The sequence below is a fragment of the Pseudophaeobacter sp. A-200-2 genome (assembly GCF_041008815.1).
GTDB classification, from domain to species: domain Bacteria; phylum Pseudomonadota; class Alphaproteobacteria; order Rhodobacterales; family Rhodobacteraceae; genus Phycobacter; species Phycobacter gallaeciensis_A.
Genome location: NZ_JAXGFU010000017.1, coordinates 50,318 through 68,710, shown reverse-complemented (window position 1 = coordinate 68,710; position 18,393 = coordinate 50,318). Strand labels below are relative to the sequence as shown.

Here is an 18,393-nt window from a genome sequence, read left to right as displayed (position 1 = left end):
CTTGTTGCACAAATCGGTTGGGGGATTCACTGCATGAATCCAGCATGATAGCTGGGAGGCATGAGCAGCTGGGCCCCTACGAAGTACAAGACCACGAACTGGTCGGCTTACAATGAAGCACTGTGTCAGCGCGGATCGCTGACGATCTGGTTCGATCCCGAGATGGAGTGGGTCCCTCCGCCGACCGGGAAGCGCGGTCGCCAACAGAGCTTCAGCGATGCCGCGATCCAGGCCTGCCTGACGATGAAGGTGCTCTTTGGCATGCCTCTGCGACAGACGACGGGGTTCGTTCAGAGCCTCTTGCGCCTGGTCGGGCTGGACTGGACCGTGCCGGACTTCAGCACGCTCTGTCGCCGCCAAAGGGCGCTGAACGTGAATATCCCCTACCGTGGCGGCGCGGGTCCGCTGAACCTGCTGATCGACAGCACCGGTATCAAGGCTGAGGGCGAAGGTGAGTGGAATGCCCGTAAGCACGGTGGTTCCAAGCGCCGTATCTGGCGCAAGATACACATCGGCATCGACGAGGAAACGCTGGAGGTCCGGGCCGTCGAGGTCACCGGAAGCAACATCGGCGACGCGCCAGTCTTGTCCGACCTTCTCGACCAAATCCCGGCAGACGAAGAGATCGCCTCGGTGACCGCAGACGGCGCCTACGACACCCGGAAATGCCACGAGGCAATCGCCGCGCGCGGTGCCGCTGCAATCATCCCGCCCCGCAAGAATGCCAAGTCGTGGCGGCCTACGAGCCCGGGCGCCATCGCCCGCAACGAAGCGCTGCGCGCCTCGAAATACCTGGGCCGCGCCATCTGGCGACGGTGGAGCGGATACCACCGCCGGAGCCGTGTCGAGAGCAAGATGAACTGCATCAAGCTGCTCGGCCAATCCCTGATGGCGAGAGACTTCGAGCGCCAGGTCGCCGAGCTGCAGGTGCGTATCGCCGTGCTCAACGGCTACACGGCACTTGGAATCCCCGTCACAGAGCCCGTAGAGTAAGTCCGTCCGGGGAAGGGGAAAGCTCGCACATCAGCCGATTTGTGCAACAAGGCCACGCTGAAGTATAAACGCTTCAAGCAACGATCCTGGTAAGCGCGGCTCTGGTTTTCCAGATTCGTGAAATCCACACCGCATTTGTTCCTCTATTGTTCTTTTTGCGCAAATGGTTGAACCCTGTAAGCGGTGTCTGCGCCCCACGCGGGATCAGCTTGACGGGTTGAAGTTCTAGGGAAGCAGATCGTCGATCTTGCTGTCTGGGTGACCGGCAGCGATCACCTCAAGGTTCGTGACCTGCCCCCCTAGGCTCCCTTATTCATAACGAGAGTCTGCGGATCTGGTTTTCATATTCTCCGTCGTCTGATTGGGCAAGCGCGCCGGGCGCGGAGCCCTCAAATTGCTCAAGCGTCCGGCCCGCAGCGCGCCCCTCGTGGCCGAGTTCGGTGATTGGATGCAGGCACAGCGTCTGCGTATCTCGGGTAAGTCGCGCCTCGGCGAGAAGCTGACCTACATCCACAGCGGTCTTCATGTTGTCATAGATGCCCCGGGCGCAGGGCCCACCGAAGAAGGCGAACGCCTTGTCGTGGGCATCAAGACCATCTCCTGCGTCTCACGCGGATAGGCCCGGACAAACGGCATCCGGCTATAGCTCAGGCGGACATGCGCGACCTTGACGGTCGTGGTGACGCCATCGATCAGGACAACCTCGTGGCTCCAGTCGAACTGGTAGGCTTCCCCAAGGTCAAAGCTCAGCGGCACATAGGCAGCGGCGGAAGCTTCCCGGGTCGCCTTCGACCAACGCGCCGCACCGCATCATAGCTGCCGTCATAACCCCGGTTGCGCAGCTCTTGGTAAATCCGAACCAGTGTCAGCCGCTGGCGTTTGGGTTGCCGGTCATTCTCGGCCAGCATCTCATCCAGATCGGACCGCCACGGGGCGATCTTGGGGCGGGGTTGGCTGGTTGGACTTGCCCTGATTTAGTGGAGAGCGTTTAGCTCACTTTCCGGGCCTTTCTCTCGAATGCGATGGGGCTTAGAAAGCCGAGCGATGAATGTCTCCTGACGGGATTATAGAACCCGTCGATGTATCTGGCGATTGCGTTTTCGGCTTGCTGGCGGGTTTGCCATGCGATCGGCCAGATCAGCTCCGCCTTGATGGTTTTGAAGAAGGTCTCGACCATCGAGTTGTCGTAGCAGTTCCCCTTGCCGCTCATGGAGATCAGGATGCCGCGTTTTCGGAGCGCGGCCTGATAGTCGACAGAGCAGTATTGCGATCCACGATCGGAATGATGGATCATCCCCGGTGCAGGTTCGCGGTTCACAATGGCGCGACGCAGAGCCTCGACTGCGAGGCCGCGCTTCAGCCGGTCACTCGTCGCCCAGCCGACGACCCGCCGCGAGTGGAGGTCGAGCACGACCGCGAGATAGAGCTAGCCCTGCGCCGTCCAGATGTAGGAGATGTCGGCGCCCCATTTCCGATCCGGCTGTTCGGCTTCGAAGTCCTGGGCGAGCAGGTTCGGGGCGACCGGCCAGGCGTGTTCGCTGTCCGTGGTCCGCTTGAACCGCCGCTTCTGACGGGCCACGAGGCCATTCTCCCGCATCAGCCGGGCCGTTCGGTGACGCCCGATCCGGTGGCCGTCGTCGATGAGGTCCCGGTGCATCCGCGGGCTGCCATAGGTGCCGTTCGACAGGGCGAAGGCCGTGCGAATATGGGCAAGACAGATCAGGTCCTGCTTCTGACGCTGACAAGCCGGGCGGCCGCGCCAGGCGAAGAACCCACTCTGGCTGACGCCCAGGACACGGCACATGCCGCTGATGGGAAAGCTGGCCTTCTCCGCCTCGATGAAAGCAAAGCTCATCGACTTGCGTCTTTCGCGAAGAAGGCTGCGGCTTTCCTAAGAAACAGCCTCTGTCTCGGGAATGGGCGCCAATGCAAAACCGAGAGTCTTGGCGCGCCGTTGGAGGTTCGAGAGCACGCGTTGCCGGTGTCGTTCATCATACGCCGCGGCTCCCTGATCCTGATAGGTCATGCCATGTCGGATGGCGTTGTAGAACAAGACTGCTATTTTGCGCGCCGTAGCGGTCACCGCCTTTTGTTTGCCAATCCGTGCCGAGAGGCGTCGATAGAATGCACCCAGGGCTGTGTCACTTCGGCCAATCGTGACGGCAGCCAGACGCAGAAGCGCGGCGGCGCGGCTGGAGGATCGGCGTGTCCGGGAGGACAGCAGCTTGCCACCAGAGATTTTGTTGCCCGGTGCCAGACAGAGCCACGACGTGAAGTGCTTGGCGCTCTTCCAGGCCCGCAAATCCGTGCCGCATTCGGCCACCAGCTTCAGCGCCAGCGATGGCCCAAGGCCATGGATTTGTGTAAGGTCCGTGCCTAACGCGCCATAGAGCGCAGCTCGCACATCGAAGGACGGCGCATTGTGTTGCGTGCCCTTGATCCGCGCTTTGGGCAGTGGGGCCAGTTCTCCGTCTGCACGGGCCGTCAGCGCCCCAACTGCGGCCTCCAGCCTGCTGTCGCACGCTTCGATCTGCGCTTTGTAGAAATCATAAAGTTCCAGCGACTGTGTCAGAGCAAAGACATGCTCCTCACGGTCGTTGCCGACCAGCGCCGCTTTGATCGTGTCCATTGATGACTTGCAGCGGACATCCCGGAACGCGGCAAGAACCTCAGGATCGCGCTCGCCGCCGACAATGGCACGGATGATCCGCATGCCGGTCGCGCCCGTGATATCAGAGACGACATGATGCAGTTGCAGGTTCATCTCCATGAGCGCCTTCTGCATGTGCTGGATATGCGCGGCAGCGTATTCTGTCAGTCGTTCGCGCTGGCGCATGTAGGCGCGCAGAGTGGCGATCTCGGCCTCAGGTCGGAAGCTGCCGCGGAGCAACCCATACGAGTGCAACTGTCGCAGCCATCCGGCATCGCTGACATCGGTTTTGCGGCCCGGAACATTCTTGGCGTAGCGGGCATTCACAAGGATAACCTCGAACCCATGCGCCTCCAGGATCTCGAAGGCCGGAATCCAGTAAACACCGGTCGATTCCATTGCCACGCTGGTGACGCCGCACGACCGGAACCAATCAGCAAGGTGATGCAAATCTTGGGTGAATGTCCCGAAGGCGCGCACGGGCATGATGTCGGTGTCAGGGTTCACAGCCGCCATGTGCATGGTTGATCCGATATCGATCGCAGCCGCATTGGGGTTGACCATCTTCAAATCCGGGTGGCCGCCGGTCTTACGCTTTGTCATGGCATCTCCTCCGTTCAAGGCGAAGGGCGTGGGCCATGCAAGTTCGTCATCTTCCTAACCGGGATCACCGCAATGGCGGCGTCACCACTCTCAAGTGCGCATCAGCCCATGTGCCACGTTTTTTAACGGGGTCCAGCCCACCAATAAGCCATCGGCAACTGCCCTTCGGGCACAACATAGCACAAGCTGTTACTACCGCGCACAGGCGGGCTGCGGCCCGGAACGGTTTTTTAGGATGTCGCGCTCCTGTTTCAGCACTGCGTTCTCGCGTCGCAACCGCTTCAACTCAGCATGCACGTCGACCGAAGCCTCGACCGGATCACTGGCATCCCGCTCGCGACTGAGCCATCGCGTCAATGTCGAAAGTCCAATCCCCAGATCTTCCGCGATCTCCCGCCGCGTCCGACCGCGGGTCAGTGCCAGTCTGACTGCTTCCCGCCGAAACTCCGGCGTCGGTCTGTTGCCATTTCCCATAGAACACCTCCTGGTTCCTCAGTTGGTGCTCTCCACTTTTTCAGGGCAAGTCCAACCTTGTCCTGATCGGAGGCACAGGCACCGGCATAACCCATCTCGCCGTCAGCATCGCCAAAACATGCATCCGGGAGGGCCACCGGGGTCGGTTCTTCAATGTGGTAGACCTGGTGAACAAGCTGGACGCAGAAGCCCGCGCAGAACGCCAGGGACGGACCGCCGATCTCATCTCCCACCACGACTTCCTGATCCTCGATGAACTGGGTTATCTGCCCTTCGCTCAGACCGGCGGACAGCTCCTGTTCCACCTGATCAGCAAACTCTACGAACGCACATCCATCATCGTCACAACCAACCTGGCCTTCGGCGAATGGCCCAGCGTCTTCGGCGATGCCAAGATGACAACCGCGTTGCTCGACCGGCTTACGCACCACTGCGAGATCGTCGAAACCGGAAACGAAAGCTGGCGCTTTAAGAACCGCGCATAGCGCCAATCCGAAACACCGCAGGCCCGCCGCCGCTGCGCTATGTGAGGGCTACGCAGCGCCGGGCCTGCTCAGCACAAGGGGGTCACTTTTGATGGAGTGGATGCCCCCACCCGACGGCATCGCAATGTGCCAAGATGGTGATGTTGAAGTCACCATAGAAAGAGGAGGCATCCATGGATGAGGTTAGCATCGTTGGCGTTGATCTGGCAAAACAGGTCTTTCAGGTTCACGGAGCTGCGGCGGATGGGAGGGTCCTGTTTCGCAAGAAGTTATCACGGCCGCAGTTTGCGAAGTTTATGGCGGGCTTGCCGCAGTGCGTCGTGGCAATGGAGGCCTGCGGGACCGCACATTACTGGGGCCGGGAACTAACGCGGGACGGCCATGAGGTTCGGCTTATTCCGCCAATCTATGTGAAGCCCTTCGTAAAGCGACAAAAGAACGATGTGGCTGATGCCGAGGCTATCGCCGAGGCCGCACAGCGCCCGACGATGCGTGGTGTCACGGTGAAGACCGCCGAACAGCAAGCGCAGGCAATGCTCTTCCGCACTCGCGATCTGCTTGTCGGACAGCGCACCCAGTTGGTGAATGCACTCCGGGGGCACCTTGCCGAACATGGCATCGTTCTGGGAAAAGGTATCGGCAATGTCCATCACCTCGCCGTGCGCATCGAAGAAGATGAAAGCCTTCCAGACCTCGTCCGAGACATGGGGCGGCTCTACCTCGACCGGATCGCCGGACTAAGCGCCGAAATCGACAATCTGAACACCCGCATTGCGGCTGCGGCGAAGGAAAGCGATGTCGCGCGCAAGCTTCAGACGATGCCGGGGATTGGACCGATTTGCGCCATGGCGATCACAACCTTCGCGCCCGACTTGCGCGAGTTCCGCCGGGCTCGCGATTTCTCGGCCTGGCTCGGGCTTGTTCCCCGGCAGCATTCGAGTGGCGGAAAGCAGAAACTTGGCCGCACCTCGAAGATGGGCCAGCGCGACATCAGGCGCTTGCTGATCGTGGGCGCCATGTCCGTCGTGCATTGGCGGGGCCGAGATGGAGGCAGGCCGGGTTCATGGGTTTCTCGAATGCTGGCCCGCAAGCCACGAATGCTGGTCGCCATCGCCCTGGCCAACAAGATGGCTCGAATGATCTGGGCCATGCTTGTGCGAAATGAAGAATACCGAGATCCGGCCGGCGCGGTCTGTTGACCAAGACGGCCGGAGTGTCGGCGATGTGAGGAGGACGGCGATTAGTATGGGCAAATGATCGACCAGATCCGGAACGGGGAAGCCTGTGGCGTGCAACGAGCACGAGCTCGAAATTTTGATGAGGCCTCCGATCCGCGCATCACCATACCGGCCCGCGGCATGTTATGGCCGCACCTGAGAGGCCTGAAACATGACCGCACCCGATCACACGCTCAGAAAGTCAGAAAATCCTTGCATCGAAGGGGGCATCCAAACATGGACGCCGATAGGGGGGCAAACTTCAATGCCGATTGACACATTAGCTCAGACACGATGCTTGAAAACGTGGTGTTGAAAGGCCTGCTGGGAAAAAACTGGGGACACCCAAAGAGCGGCGAGAGGCCGCAATCTTCGCTGGGGAACAAAACTCCCAAGCGAGGCAGGCGCTTAAGAAATTTGAGGCCTCCGCGCCCCGCGAGCTTGCCAAGTCCCAAACCGACGACTACCAAAGGCAAACCCGCAGACTGTCGTCATTGGCAAGGGACTCGCAGGGGCAGGGGCAGGGCCGCAACGATCAGATTCCTGCTATCCGCCAGAACCAACTTCCCTAGTTCGCTGCGCTTGCAAGATAAGTGTGCCCAGATGAATGCTTGATCGCGACTCCCAGAGAAATTTTCTAAATAATCGCTAGGTTAGCTGTCATTTACTCTAAGGCATTTGGTATCTTTAGATAGGTGGGCCGACCAGTTTTTTTACCCTAACATCAGGTCGTGTAGTAACCGTGGATGTTCCTATTGGAGTAAAGATTATGGACATGAGTATCAGGTTCATGCTGTCGCAGGCGCTCTCATGCGTCCCGGTCATAATGCTTTCACTGGGTGCTGGAACCGAGGCAAAGGCTGAACAGGACAACGTTCTGTATATTACCAGCTCGCCTAGCAATACGCTTCAAATTTCCGCTGAGCCGCAAAGTCAAATCAGCCTCACCGTTTCTGGAAAACACAACGGTGGGTTTGAACAAGATTGGCCGACGCTTCCAAATTTTGCCTCGACGAACTCCCAACCGGGTTTTTTGGCACAAACGGGAACAGGCAATCAGATTGATCTCAATGTCTTGGGGAACAATAACATCTTTGCAGTAACACAAAATGGCACCGATAGTGAGGTAACTGGACTTGTTTTTGGCACAGGAAACTCGGCACTAATCCAACAGACTGGAAACAAAAACACAGCCATGTTCCGTCAACTAGGAGCTGATAACAGCTTGTTGATCTCACAATAAAATTTTGATTTTATTATTGTTCACTTAGGGTCAGGACCGGCATTGTTGCAGAAAGGCGTCTTGAGGCGTGACTTCCCCTTTCCCCTTCAGGTTTAGGCCACGCGGACGATCTCGGCGGTGCCGAGGGCATTGAAGCGGTTGATGAGTGCGACGCGGATGTGGATTTCAGCGGTTTGGCTATCTGGGTCTCTCGCGGCGATGCGCTCGCCGAAAGCCTTGAGGCAGCGCATCCTGGCTTCTACACGGCTGCGGGTGTGGTATCCCGTCCATCGTTTCCAGAACGCCCAGCCGTAGTGACGTGTGGCGCGCAGGGTTTCGTTGCGGGCCCGGGCGGCTGGGCAATCCTCCTTCCACGCTCGGCCATTCTTGCGTATCGGGATGATAGCCGTGCCACCGCGTGCGATGATGGCACTGTGGCAGCGGCGGGTGTCGTAGGCGCCATCTGCGGTCACGGTGTCGATGTCTTCGTCGTCCGGGAGTTGGTTCAGAAGTTCTGGCAGGACGGGACTGTCGCCTTCCCGGCTGGAGGTGAACTCGGCCGCGCGGATGTCGGATGTGGCGGTATCCATGGCCAGATGGACCTTGCGCCATTGGCGGCGTCGCTGAACACCGTGCTTGCGGGCTTGCCACTCTCCATCTCCGAGGAACTTGATGCCGGTGCTGTCCGCTGCCCGGCAAGGTATTGCGCAGCAATGCCTGAGAGGGGACAAGCAGGTTCAGCGGCCCGTCTGCACGGCGATAGGGGATCTGCACCTTCAGGGTCTTCTGCCTTCGGCTCAAGGTCGAATAGTCGGGAACGGGCCAGTCCAGCCCCGCGAGCAGCAGCAGACTGGCGACCATCCCGGCGGTCTGTCTGAGCGGCAGCTTGAACAGCACCTTGATCGATAGGCAGAACTGGATCGCCGCATTCGAGAACACCGGCGGGCGCCCAGGGCGGCCCTCAAGCGGCGCGTACCAGGCCATCTCCTTGTCCAGCCAGATCAGCAAAGACCCGCGCTTGCGGAGCGCAGCGTTGTAGGCGGACCAGTTCGTCGTGCGGTAGCGGGCGGGCTTGGGCTTGCTCATGACATCCGTCTAACCCCATGGATTCGTGTTGTGAATCCTCCAACGAGAGAGTTCTGCAACAATGCCGTCAGGACCCGCTGATTTTGTTCATCAGAAAGGCTTTGATGATGTAACCGCCTTACATACTCCCCGAAATTCGGACACTGACATAAGCTACGATTTGCAGTCTGCTGATCTTCGACGAGAAGGAGATCAGAGATGTCGAAACGCAAGCAGCACGCGCCTGAGTTCAAGGCAAAGGTCGCGCTGGAAGCCCTGAAGGGCGATGAGACGGCCGCTGAGCTGGCGAGCCGGTTTGGGGTGCATCCCACGATGATCCATCAATGGAAACGAGCCCTTCTGGAAGGCGCCTTCGGTGTGTTCGAGCGCGGTGGCTGCAAGAGAAACGAGATCGATGAGGAACAGGTGAAGGAGCTCCACGCGAAGATCGGGGAGCTGGCCGTGGCCAACGATTTTTTGTCACGAAAGCTCAAGACGTGGATCGGCAAGTGAGGCGGAAGATGGTTGAGCCTGCCAATACCAACCTGTCGATTGGCAAACAGTGCAAGCTGCTGTCGATCTCGCGGTCGTCGTTCTACTATCAACCCAAAGGCGAGACGGCGATGAATCTCGCACTCATGCGCCACATTGACCAGCAGTTCCTGGAAACACCCTTCTTTGGTGTCCGCCAGCCTCTCGGGACATTGCGGAGCAATGCCCTGTCGGCCAGTGGATGACCTGGCATCTGCGCAATGAAGGCCATCTGGTGAACGAGAAGCGCATCCGTCGCCTGATGCGGCTGATGGGCTTGATGCCGATCTATCAGAAACCCAACACCCGCTGCCCTCTCGCACATGCGAAGCATGTGCGAGAGGGGGCAAAGCCGCGAAAGGGCACAAGACCTATCCCTATCTGTTGCGCGGTTTGCGGGTGGATCGACCCAATCAGGTCTGGGCGGCAGATATCACCTATCTTCCGATGCGGCGCGGGTTTCTGTATCTGGTGGCGATCATGGACTTGCACACCCGCAAGGTGCTGGCATGGCGCATCTCGAACACGCTTGAGGCCGACTTTTGCGTTGAGGCGCTGAACGTTGCCATCCACCGCTTCGGACCGCCCGAGATCATGAACACCGACAGTCATACAATTGGTGCCAGTTCCCGGGTGGTTTGACTCAAACACCGATCGACCATTCGCTGGGTTGGTGCCGCATGGCTTCTCGGCGTGATCTGACTCTCATTCCGATCGACCTGACGCGTGTCTTTCCCTGGACCTGTCGATCATCCGGGAACGCCTTGCGGCGAGCTTGTCTCAAAGGTGCGCCGTGACCCAAGAAGGGCCTGACTATCCGGTCTCATGACTGTCCTGTCCCTGCATTCTTCTGAGCGATGCTCGTTCATGTGCCGCAGGAAAGGATCATAGGATGGTCGAACACTCAAAAGCATCTCACGTCATCGGCGGCGTTGATACCCACAAGGACTTGCACGTGGCTGCGGTCGTCAACCACCAAGACCGCGTTCTCGGTGTCGAGAGCTTTCCCACGACACGACATGGGTATCGCTTGATGCTCGTCTGGATGCGGTCTTTTGGCGACCTACAACGCGTTGGCATCGAATGCTCAGAGCTATGGCGCAGGATTGTTGCGTTACATGCAGGCGGCTGGTGTCGAGGTTCTGGAGGTCACTGCCCCTGACAAACATGACCGACGCCGACGTGGAAAGAACGACCACTTCGATGCGAAAAGCGCTGCTCATTCCGCCTTTGCCGAACGGCACACAGTGACACCAAGGAGCCGTGATGGAATGGTCGAAAGCCTCCGTGTTCTAAAGGTTTGTCGCAAGACGGCCGTCCAGGCGCGCCGCATCGCCTTGCAGATGATCCAGACGACGATTGTCTGCGCGCCCGACAGGTTGCGAGACCCGCTGCGGCAGATGAACCGCATGCAGTTAATCCGCACGTTGGCAGCTTGGCGGCCTGATCTCACGGCGTATCTGGAGGTCGAAGAAGCCTATCGCATCTCGCTCAAATCGCTGGCGCGGCGCTATCTGGAACTCCATGACGAAATCGCCGACCTGGATGACATGATCGAAGCCATCGTCAAGGATCTTGCCCCAGAGCTGCTCGAACAGACGGCGATCGGCCTGAACAGCGCGGCGCAGCTGCTGCTGACGGCTGGCGACAACCCCGAGCGCCTCAGATCGGAGGCCAGCTTTGCGGCACTGTGTGGTGTCAGTCCCGTCCCGGCGTCATCAGGCAAGACCGTCAGGCACAGATTGAATCGAGGCGGTGACCGTGCGGCCAACAGCGGCGGTCACATCATCAAAGCCCCTCGACATCGTTCCCGCTCAGTTCCGCGTGATTGTTACCCGTCCCCGAAGTATGCCTGCCGGTCCTGTGAAGGGCGGGATTGCACAAGCTCCGGCCCCGGTGCATCTGATCGCAGGCGGCATGCCGACCGAAGCAACCGTGGCGCATGTGATCGTCAGCAAATATGCCGTCCATCGTGTGTCCTGAGTCCGAACATGGAAAGGAGGTACGTAACTGCAAGAGAGATGAGGGTAGGCCCCTCGGGTTCGGCTATCAGGAGCCGCTCCCAAACCACCACAAGCTGCTGTCTTTAAGAGCGATGGTGGTGAGCGTTGTGGAAACGGCGGGGCATGATCCCGTCAGGTGCGATCCAGAGAGACGAGCGAAAGCGAACCGTCGATGAACTGCCGAAAGCGTAAGGTTGATGTAACAACCGGGGGTGGTGGTCACCCCGGGATGAGTATGGGCGGTGCCCTGAAGTCCGGCCCATGCGGCATCCGGCTCGAAGCCGGCGTGAATCTGGGTCAGGCTCTCTTGCGGAACAGGAGAACCTGTCGTCCCAATGCCAAGGAAGACGACCGATCGGGAAGCTGTGAAAACGACGACCGTATTGTCAGAGCGTGGTGTCGACCTGAAGGTGCTCACAGGTCAGGGAGCACAGATCGACACCACCACCGCAGCCGGTCGGCTGTGATTTGGGATCTTTGCCGCGCTCGCCGAATTTGAAAGCGAGTTGATCCGGGAACGCACCATGGCAGGGTTGCAGGCTGCCCACGCGCGTGGTCGCAAAGGTGGTCGAAAGTTCGCACTCACCAAAGCTCAGGTCCGGATGGCGCAGGCAGCTATGGCGAATAGGGACACGTCCGTTTCTGAGCTATGCCATGAGCTGGGCGTGAAGCCTGTAACTCTGTACCGATACGTCGATCCCGATGGCAACCTGCGCGACCACGGGGAACGCGTGCTTGGCGCTTAGGGTGTCATTCTGCACTCAGCCTGAGCAGACCCCACTATCCGGCAGGGGGCATTAATCTAGGCCCTGCGATGACCTTTGGCTATATCGCGGGCAAACATACTGCAGGTGCTATATGACACGTAGCCTGTCACTTGCCCACCTGACTTTCTTGCACCTGTCACCGCGCAAGTTGATCCATCTGGCCGCAAATTCGGGTTTCGACGCTGTCGGGCTACGCCTGACCGCCGTGAACGACACGACGCCCAGCTATCCGTTGATGGACGATCCTGGCATGATGGCTGACACCCTTGGCGCGCTGCTGGACACGGGCATTAGGGTGAGCGACATCGAGTTCGTGCGTCTCACGCCCGACTTCAATCCATCTGCGATGGCCCCATTTCTGGAAGCAGGTGCAAAGCTGGGCGCTCGCTACATAGTGACCGCGCCTTATGATACAAACCTCGATCGTCTGAGCCAAAACCTCGCGCGCTTCGCCGAAATTGCCGCCGCTTATCACTTGTCTCCGGTCTTGGAATTCTTTCCCTGGACGACTGTTCCGAACCTTTCGTCGGCTTTGAAGATCGTCGACAAAACGGCACGTGACGATATCGGCGTTCTGCTAGATACGCTGCATTTTGATCGCTCGGACAGTTCCCTGAAGGACATAGTTGGCGCGCCTGCATCGCGTTTCCCGTTCCTGCATCTGTGCGACGCCGAAGTGCCCCCCATATACGGAGAGCGAGCTGCTGCGCACTGCCCGAGAGGCACACTTGATACCGGGTGACGGCAACATCTCGCTTGGCGATATCCTGTCGCAGTTTTCAGGGAATGTTCCTATTGCACTTGAAATTCCGATGTCACGTGAATCTGGTGCTCCGGAGGATGAGATAAACGCAATGCGAATGGCATAGCAAGTTCAGGAATTTTTGAAGGACTTGGATCTCGGGCAACACTCAGAGTAGCTTGTAATAACTCCAAATGGCGAAGCTCGTCGGACTGATCATAAAATCATAACCAATTTAACATAAACTTCATTATGCGTTATTATACTTAGTGTTGCGATAGTATATTTTTGTGTGTATGTTGAGCCTCGTTCCAGAGAGCCCTCAGCATGCGTCATCTACTCAAGAAGCTCCTCCACCCGGCCGCAGTCGCTTTCACCGTGACGGGTCTTTCGCTGCCGGCACCCGCCCGCGCGCAGACTTACCCAATCGATTGCGCGATACTCCTCTGCCTATCTGGCGGGTGGCCCGCTTCCGTCCCTTGCGCCCGGGCTCGCGCCGAATTCATCCGACGCATTACGCCTTGGCCGGTTGAACCGCCGCTTCAAATCTGGCGCTGTCCCATGGGCGCGTCATTTGAAACCGTTCCAGCAGCAAACAGTGCAGACCGCATCTTTGATGCGTTCTTCCAGAGCAACAGCACTGGACCGCGACAATCTTTTCCAGCGCACGATACCGCTGACCTTATTGCGGCTGCTTGGCGCACCCCAGAAGCCCCAGATTACCTTGTTCCCGCCGACCAGGCCCTCCGGCTCGTTCAAGATCGCGCGGACATCGATATCAGCGGACCTGAGTTCAATTTCGTACGATCTATCCGAGTCTTTGATGTCCGGTATGCGCGACAGCACGAATCCGGACGTGACGGCGACTGCAACCGTAGCGCCACCGTTGTCCTAGGCACATATGGAACGCAAGGTGGCTTCGCCTGGCAGAGGTCTTCGATCACCGCCCTACCGGCCGCCCATGTAGGTCTCGAACGCTGGGGTCAGTATTGTCCCGGTATCTATCACCGCTCCGTCTTCGTCGATTGGCGTGATTACGAGGGCAACTACGGCTTTGAACAGGTGAATTACTAACCAGTCAAAATGCCACAACGAAAGGGTTGTGTGACCCAGGATCCACTGAGTGGCGCTGCCGCTCGCCTCTGAAGCCTTCCGATACAGGCTTGCTCAACAGCAGTTGCGGCAACGAGCGCTCTCACCATCGGGCTTTGGAAGCGGCTAAATTTCCGGCACCTGAAACAGCCTATTCACTGTGTAAAGGACATCGACGGGCTTTCTTCATTTCAAAGAGGTCAGCCTAAAAATGCGTATCCCAACGTGGATGCTTCTCATCGATAATTAAAGAGTGGCTGTGTGTGCGATGCCCCTGCAGATGAGGGTGATCTAGCGGCAAATTGTCGTGCGTATGTTCGACCTCTGAGAGGTCTTCGACAGGCCAAACGAACAGGGCAAAAAAAAGGCCGCTGGCCGCGAGCATTGCAAGAACAAGCAACGCGCCCAGACTTCCATGCACAGTCAGAAGCCAACCTGACAGCGGATAGGTAAGAAGCCAACATGCGTGGCTCAGCGCGAACTGCGCGGCGAAAAGCGAAGGCCGGTCCTCGGCATGTGCCGAGCGGCGTATCAGGCGCCCCGAGGGGGTGAGCACAGCCGAGTAGCCGAGCCCGACCAACAGCCAGGCGCCAAGCAGGAAAGGCCAGTCGAGCCCGATAATGGCGATCCCACCGGCCAGCGCCATAAGCGTCAGCACCATGAGAGCCGCACCCCCGACCATTACGGGCCTGTCGGGCACGCGGTCGAGCAGGCGCGGCAGCAGCAGCGCAGCAAGCATCGACCCCGCGCCGAACGCGAACATCGTCCAGGCCAGCGCGCTTTCGGAAAGCCCTAGTGTGCCGCGTACCAGCACAACAGAGTTGACCAGCACCATCGCTCCTGCCGAAGCCGCAGCTAAATTTAGTGCCAGAAGCCCACGCAGACGCGGCGTGGCGAGGTAGATGCGGATACCGCGTGTCGTGCGGTCGTAGATGCCACGCGGTTCAGATGGCTTCGGGCTCGGCAGCATCACTGAGACGACCAGCAGCGCCGAGGCCGAGAAACCCGCGACGGTGCCGAGAAAGAGAGAATTGTAGCTCATCACTGCGAGCAGCAGCGCGGCAAGCGTCGGACTCACGATGTTCTCCAGATCGTAGGCCAGCCGCGAGAGCGACAGCGCACGGGTGTAGCGCGCCTCCTCGGGCAGTACGTCAGGGATAGTCGCCTGGAAGGTCGGCGTGAAGGCAGCCGAGGCCGATTGCAGCAGGAAGATCAAGACGTAGACGTGCCAGACCTCGGTCACGAACGGCAGACAGAGCGCCGCCCCCGCCCGCACCACGTCGAGCCCAACCAGGAGTGCGCGGCGGTTTACCCGGTCCGCGAAGGCCCCGGCGATGGGGGCGATGCCGACATAGGCCACCATCTTGATCGTAAAGACCGTGCCCAGCACCATTGCCGCCCCGTCGTCCGCGAGGTCATAGGCCAGAAGCCCAAGTGCAACCGTCGCCAGGCCAGTGCCCAGCAGGGCCATGACCTGCGCGAGGAACAGGTGGCGGTAGGTGCGATCGGCGAGGATCTCCAGCATCGATAGGCTCAGAGGTAGCGGGCGATGGCTTTCAGCTCATCGCGGTCCGCGGGTGAATGGTCTTCGTCCAAGCAATGGTCCATATGATCGTGGATCAGGGCCCGCTTGGCATTGACCACGGCCTTTTCAACTGCCTGCAACTGCTGAGCGATATCGAGACAGGGTTTGCCGTCTTCGATCATCGCGATCACCGACCGCAGATGACCGTCAGCGCGTTTCAGCCGCGCGATCAGGGCGGGATGGCTTGCATGGACATGCGGCTTTGTCATAGAACAACGATATCCCCCCAGGGAGGATAGAACAAGACGGTCTCACGAGAGGCCGCATGGCTGAGCGGGCAGATCGAATGAGAGCAATTGCGGCATATGGGCGGATAGCGTTTGCGACGCTTCTGTGCCTGTCGCTGACCGTCTGGTCCGTCGTGCCGACTGCAACGCACACACCTGCTGTGTTTGAGACAATCCAGGACCATCTGGAAATGATCGCGGATCATGGCCATTCGCACGGGTTTGAAGAGGACCTCTACTGGGCCATGCACGGCCACAGTCACGATGTGGCCGACCATGATCACAACCAGGCATTTCTCTCAAAAGGGCCACGTCCGGAGCCAGTTGCGGCGATCAGTGAAATCTGGCTGAGCATATCTGCGTTCAGCGGGCCGTCTCGTCAGTTCCGAATAGACCGACCTCCGCGCGCATGATCGGCGTGGCTTTGCCACGGTGCACTCGATCACGTTCAATCCAAAGCGGAGTAAACCCATGAAGACCCTCACTCGGGGCCTCAGTCGCATGTCAACGCGTCTTGCCTTGTTCATTCTCACAACACTGGTGCTGTCAACAAGCGCAGCCCTTGCCCATGACGTCACCCCCGGTGACGCAGGCTATATCCAGGAAATCTGGGGGGTGCATATCATCCCGTTCATCTACCTTGGCGCAAAGCACATGATCACGGGATACGACCATATCCTGTTCCTGCTCGGCGTCGTCTTTTTCCTTTACTACATGAAGGACGTGGCGATTTACGTCAGCCTGTTTGCCATCGGGCATTCGGTCACGATGCTTCTCGGTGTTTGGTTCGGCTGGGGCATCAATGCCTATATCATCGATGCCATCATCGGCCTGTCGGTGATCTACAAGGCCCTCGACAACCTTGGCATGTTCCAGAAATGGCTGGGCTTCCAGCCCAACACCAAGGCTGCAACGCTGATCTTCGGCCTGTTCCACGGCACGGGTCTTGCATCAAAAATCCTTGAATACGAAATCGCAGCCGACGGCCTGCTTGCCAACCTTCTTTCGTTCAACGTGGGCGTCGAGGTCGGCCAGCTTTTGGCGCTCTTCGTCATTCTGATCGTGATGGGATACTGGCGGCGAAGCCCGAATTTCCTGCGGCAAGCGGCCTATGCCAACTGGATCATGGTCGGGCTGGGGGTCTGGCTGACCTATATCCAGATCGCCGGTTACATCACCTACCTACAACAAGCCTGATCGAGGAGATTACCCATGTATAATGCACCACAACCCAAGCTCGAAGACCTTCCCAGCAAGGCGCAGCTTCGCCGGTCGTCCATCATTGCCGGTATCGGCGCGGTCTTTATCGGCGTGGCCGTCTACATGCCCGCTGAACTGGGCCGGGACCCGACAGGCATCGGCTCGCTTCTGGGCCTCACCGAAATGGGCGAGATCAAGCAGCAGTTGAAGGCAGAAGCAGAAGCCGATGCGGAAACGCATAGCGAAGTCCAGCCATCGCTGATGGACGACATCCTCGGGCTATTCGTGTCCACCGCCCACGCGCAGGAGGCCTGGCAAGACACGATCACGTTCACCTTGGAACCCGGGGAATACACTGAGATCAAGGTCACCATGGAGGAAGGCGCAACCCTCTTCTATGAATGGTCCTCGACCGGCGGACGAGTGAACTTCGATCTGCATGCTCACGCGGGCGATGATGCCGTCACATACGAAAAGGGCCGCGGTCAAACAGAAGGGATCGGTAGCTTCGATACTCCATTCGCGGGCGATCACGGCTGGTTTTGGCGCAATCGCGATGACGCGGCGGTGACCGTCACCCTGTTACTGCGCGGGGACTACAGCGCCATTGTGCGAGACGAGTAAATGGATGGAGCGCACCTCAGAGACCACAGGTGCGCTCCATATACGCATACACTCAAGTTTGACAATTTGATCTGCCAGCTTCACAGAAGCTGACTTTCGCGGGATGAAATCAACTCGGTAGATAGCGCCCCATAAGTTCCTACCTTGCCATCTTCCACGATGTCCGGCGAGTCAGCCGTCTCTTTCTACCAATTGAGTGGTGGCGACTATCTGGTAAGCTTATTTGGTGCCGCTTCTTCGGATCCGCTTGAGGCCGTCGAAGTCGATTTCTTGCTTCTGTTCCGCAGTCAGATCCGGCCGGGCTTCCGATACCGGCTGGGGCCCGTGGACGTCCCACATCACCGCATGGGCGCCTGTCGTCCATCGATACACCCAACCAACAATGCTGCACCCATCGGTCCCGATCAGATTGGCGATCGCGACGCCCTCACCTTTATCATCGTTCACTGTTTACTGACTTCCTGCACTGTGGCGCTGAATTTGCGGCGTGGTATCATAAGGCGCTAACTTGCGCCGAAGGCCGCACGTGGTGGATGTTGGCTAACTGCTCTTCATTGAGGAAGCTGATGTCACGAGGAGACATCCAAAGCGGAACGCCCCAAAATTTCTTTGCTTTCAAATTTTGTGGTCGGGCTCCGTGGCGGCTTCGACAATCGACAGGACTTCGTTTTTGTCAAAGCCAATGACCCTCGCCAGAACTGTAAACTCCACGACGTCGATACGACGCTCGCCGCTTTCGAGACGTGCCACAAACGACTGGTGGCGCTTGAGCTTGGCTGCCAACTGCTGCTGGCTGAGACCCGCATTCTGACGTGCTTCAACCAACGCACGGACGAGCGCCAACTGGCCATTTGTTCTGATTGTTTTCGCCACGCGTCACATACCTTTTGTGACGTCGCTAGCGGATGAAATC

The 18,393-nt window shown here is 58.8% G+C and carries 17 protein-coding genes and 8 pseudogenes; 16 read left to right on the top strand and 9 right to left on the bottom strand.

Features of this window, described 5'->3' with window-relative positions; translation table 11 throughout:
* The first annotated feature begins 60 nt into the window (after positions 1-60).
* Entirely contained in the window at positions 61-993 is a 933-nt protein-coding gene (locus SM766_RS20070) for an IS5 family transposase (protein ID WP_274831134.1), read from the top strand.
* Between the two features lie 504 nt (positions 994-1,497).
* Here SM766_RS20070 and SM766_RS20065 read toward each other — a convergent pair.
* From SM766_RS20065 to SM766_RS20050, 4 genes and pseudogenes are all read right to left on the bottom strand, one after another.
* Positions 1,498-1,952 (bottom strand): annotated as a pseudogene (locus SM766_RS20065) (IS21 family transposase); the annotation flags it as partial.
* 29 nt (positions 1,953-1,981) lie between these two features.
* Positions 1,982-2,904, bottom strand: a pseudogene (locus tag SM766_RS20060) (IS3 family transposase); the annotation flags it as partial.
* Entirely contained in the window at positions 2,885-4,246 is a 1,362-nt protein-coding gene (locus SM766_RS20055; protein ID WP_368948883.1) for an IS110 family RNA-guided transposase, read from the bottom strand. The pseudogene SM766_RS20060 and the gene SM766_RS20055, both read right to left, overlap by 20 nt.
* Before the next feature lie 228 nt (positions 4,247-4,474).
* Positions 4,475-4,720: pseudogene (locus SM766_RS20050) on the bottom strand (transposase); the annotation flags it as partial.
* 53 nt (positions 4,721-4,773) lie between these two features.
* Between SM766_RS20050 and SM766_RS20045 the strand changes: the two are divergent.
* The 3 genes and pseudogenes from SM766_RS20045 to SM766_RS20035 all read left to right on the top strand — a co-directional run.
* Positions 4,774-5,205: pseudogene (locus SM766_RS20045) on the top strand (ATP-binding protein); the annotation flags it as partial.
* A 173-nt stretch (positions 5,206-5,378) separates the two neighbouring features.
* Positions 5,379-6,404, top strand: a complete 1,026-nt coding sequence (locus SM766_RS20040) for an IS110 family RNA-guided transposase (protein ID WP_274830621.1) — start codon at positions 5,379-5,381, stop codon at positions 6,402-6,404.
* A gap of 787 nt (positions 6,405-7,191) precedes the next feature.
* Positions 7,192-7,665: a curlin repeat-containing protein gene (locus tag SM766_RS20035; protein WP_274830622.1), complete on the top strand. Its 474-nt coding sequence runs from the start codon at positions 7,192-7,194 to the stop codon at positions 7,663-7,665.
* Between the two features lie 92 nt (positions 7,666-7,757).
* On the opposite strand, the pseudogene SM766_RS20030 reads toward SM766_RS20035, so the two are convergent.
* Positions 7,758-8,730 (bottom strand): annotated as a pseudogene (locus tag SM766_RS20030) (IS5 family transposase).
* Positions 8,731-8,928: 198 nt separating this feature from the next.
* Between SM766_RS20030 and SM766_RS20025 the strand changes: the two are divergent.
* The 9 genes and pseudogenes from SM766_RS20025 to SM766_RS19985 all read left to right on the top strand — a co-directional run bounded on the left by SM766_RS20025 (position 8,929) and on the right by SM766_RS19985 (position 13,826).
* Positions 8,929-9,222, top strand: coding sequence for a transposase (locus SM766_RS20025; protein WP_274830623.1), 294 nt, complete (start codon positions 8,929-8,931; stop codon positions 9,220-9,222).
* An 8-nt stretch (positions 9,223-9,230) separates the two neighbouring features.
* On the top strand, positions 9,231-9,446 hold the full coding sequence (locus SM766_RS20020) for a hypothetical protein (protein WP_274830624.1): 216 nt from the start codon (positions 9,231-9,233) through the stop codon (positions 9,444-9,446).
* Positions 9,447-9,454: 8 nt separating this feature from the next.
* Positions 9,455-9,846, top strand: a pseudogene (locus tag SM766_RS20870) (DDE-type integrase/transposase/recombinase); the annotation flags it as partial.
* A gap of 286 nt (positions 9,847-10,132) precedes the next feature.
* A pseudogene (locus SM766_RS20005) lies at positions 10,133-11,051 on the top strand (IS110 family RNA-guided transposase); the annotation flags it as partial.
* Positions 11,029-11,211 (top strand): annotated as a pseudogene (locus tag SM766_RS20000) (IS66 family transposase zinc-finger binding domain-containing protein); the annotation flags it as partial. The pseudogenes SM766_RS20005 and SM766_RS20000, both read left to right, overlap by 23 nt.
* Before the next feature lie 367 nt (positions 11,212-11,578).
* Positions 11,579-11,710: a recombinase family protein gene (locus tag SM766_RS20865; RefSeq protein WP_425537374.1), complete on the top strand. Its 132-nt coding sequence runs from the start codon at positions 11,579-11,581 to the stop codon at positions 11,708-11,710.
* Between the two features lie 39 nt (positions 11,711-11,749).
* Positions 11,750-11,989: a hypothetical protein gene (locus tag SM766_RS19995; RefSeq protein WP_425537279.1), complete on the top strand. Its 240-nt coding sequence runs from the start codon at positions 11,750-11,752 to the stop codon at positions 11,987-11,989.
* 112 nt (positions 11,990-12,101) lie between these two features.
* On the top strand, positions 12,102-12,752 hold the full coding sequence (locus SM766_RS19990) for a sugar phosphate isomerase/epimerase family protein (protein WP_274869025.1): 651 nt from the start codon (positions 12,102-12,104) through the stop codon (positions 12,750-12,752).
* A 327-nt stretch (positions 12,753-13,079) separates the two neighbouring features.
* Positions 13,080-13,826 (top strand): hypothetical protein, encoded by a 747-nt coding sequence (locus SM766_RS19985; RefSeq protein ID WP_274869026.1) that lies wholly within the window; start codon positions 13,080-13,082, stop codon positions 13,824-13,826.
* A 223-nt stretch (positions 13,827-14,049) separates the two neighbouring features.
* Here SM766_RS19985 and SM766_RS19980 read toward each other — a convergent pair whose 3' ends face one another.
* A complete protein-coding gene (locus SM766_RS19980; protein ID WP_274869027.1) occupies positions 14,050-15,369 on the bottom strand; it encodes an MFS transporter in 1,320 nt (439 codons plus the stop codon).
* Positions 15,370-15,377: 8 nt separating this feature from the next.
* Positions 15,378-15,638, bottom strand: a complete 261-nt coding sequence (locus tag SM766_RS19975) for a metal-sensing transcriptional repressor (protein WP_274869028.1) — start codon at positions 15,636-15,638, stop codon at positions 15,378-15,380.
* A gap of 56 nt (positions 15,639-15,694) precedes the next feature.
* Between SM766_RS19975 and SM766_RS19970 the strand changes: the two genes are divergently transcribed.
* Genes SM766_RS19970 through SM766_RS19960 form a run of 3 tightly spaced genes read left to right on the top strand, consistent with a single transcriptional unit; the run spans position 15,695 to position 17,480 of the window.
* Positions 15,695-16,069 (top strand): hypothetical protein, encoded by a 375-nt coding sequence (locus SM766_RS19970; protein ID WP_274869029.1) that lies wholly within the window; start codon positions 15,695-15,697, stop codon positions 16,067-16,069.
* Between the two features lie 58 nt (positions 16,070-16,127).
* Complete coding sequence (locus SM766_RS19965) at positions 16,128-16,853, top strand: HupE/UreJ family protein (protein ID WP_397444411.1); 726 nt, start codon at positions 16,128-16,130, stop codon at positions 16,851-16,853.
* Positions 16,854-16,868: 15 nt separating this feature from the next.
* The gene (locus SM766_RS19960; RefSeq protein ID WP_274869030.1) at positions 16,869-17,480 is read left to right on the top strand and encodes a transmembrane anchor protein; all 612 of its coding nucleotides are present in this window, start codon (positions 16,869-16,871) and stop codon (positions 17,478-17,480) included.
* Between the two features lie 219 nt (positions 17,481-17,699).
* Here SM766_RS19960 and SM766_RS19955 read toward each other — a convergent pair whose 3' ends face one another.
* The gene (locus tag SM766_RS19955) at positions 17,700-17,927 is read right to left on the bottom strand and encodes a hypothetical protein (RefSeq protein ID WP_274869031.1); all 228 of its coding nucleotides are present in this window, start codon (positions 17,925-17,927) and stop codon (positions 17,700-17,702) included.
* A 168-nt stretch (positions 17,928-18,095) separates the two neighbouring features.
* Positions 18,096-18,353: a helix-turn-helix domain-containing protein gene (locus tag SM766_RS19950; RefSeq protein ID WP_274869032.1), complete on the bottom strand. Its 258-nt coding sequence runs from the start codon at positions 18,351-18,353 to the stop codon at positions 18,096-18,098.
* Positions 18,354-18,393: the final 40 nt, after the last annotated feature.

What these genes read in the sequence shown, in the direction of transcription:
- SM766_RS20070 (WP_274831134.1), top strand. Translation starts at nt 61, where the DNA reads ATGAGCAGCTGGGCCCCTACGAAGTACAAGACCACGAACTGGTCGGCT.
- SM766_RS20055 (WP_368948883.1), bottom strand. Translation starts at nt 4,246, where the DNA reads ATGACAAAGCGTAAGACCGGCGGCCACCCGGATTTGAAGATGGTCAAC.
- SM766_RS20040 (WP_274830621.1), top strand. Translation starts at nt 5,379, where the DNA reads ATGGATGAGGTTAGCATCGTTGGCGTTGATCTGGCAAAACAGGTCTTT.
- SM766_RS20035 (WP_274830622.1), top strand. Translation starts at nt 7,192, where the DNA reads ATGGACATGAGTATCAGGTTCATGCTGTCGCAGGCGCTCTCATGCGTC.
- SM766_RS20025 (WP_274830623.1), top strand. Translation starts at nt 8,929, where the DNA reads ATGTCGAAACGCAAGCAGCACGCGCCTGAGTTCAAGGCAAAGGTCGCG.
- SM766_RS20020 (WP_274830624.1), top strand. Translation starts at nt 9,231, where the DNA reads ATGGTTGAGCCTGCCAATACCAACCTGTCGATTGGCAAACAGTGCAAG.
- SM766_RS20865 (WP_425537374.1), top strand. Translation starts at nt 11,579, where the DNA reads ATGCCAAGGAAGACGACCGATCGGGAAGCTGTGAAAACGACGACCGTA.
- SM766_RS19990 (WP_274869025.1), top strand. Translation starts at nt 12,102, where the DNA reads ATGACACGTAGCCTGTCACTTGCCCACCTGACTTTCTTGCACCTGTCA.
- SM766_RS19985 (WP_274869026.1), top strand. Translation starts at nt 13,080, where the DNA reads ATGCGTCATCTACTCAAGAAGCTCCTCCACCCGGCCGCAGTCGCTTTC.
- SM766_RS19980 (WP_274869027.1), bottom strand. Translation starts at nt 15,369, where the DNA reads ATGCTGGAGATCCTCGCCGATCGCACCTACCGCCACCTGTTCCTCGCG.
- SM766_RS19975 (WP_274869028.1), bottom strand. Translation starts at nt 15,638, where the DNA reads ATGACAAAGCCGCATGTCCATGCAAGCCATCCCGCCCTGATCGCGCGG.
- SM766_RS19970 (WP_274869029.1), top strand. Translation starts at nt 15,695, where the DNA reads ATGGCTGAGCGGGCAGATCGAATGAGAGCAATTGCGGCATATGGGCGG.
- SM766_RS19965 (WP_397444411.1), top strand. Translation starts at nt 16,128, where the DNA reads ATGAAGACCCTCACTCGGGGCCTCAGTCGCATGTCAACGCGTCTTGCC.
- SM766_RS19960 (WP_274869030.1), top strand. Translation starts at nt 16,869, where the DNA reads ATGTATAATGCACCACAACCCAAGCTCGAAGACCTTCCCAGCAAGGCG.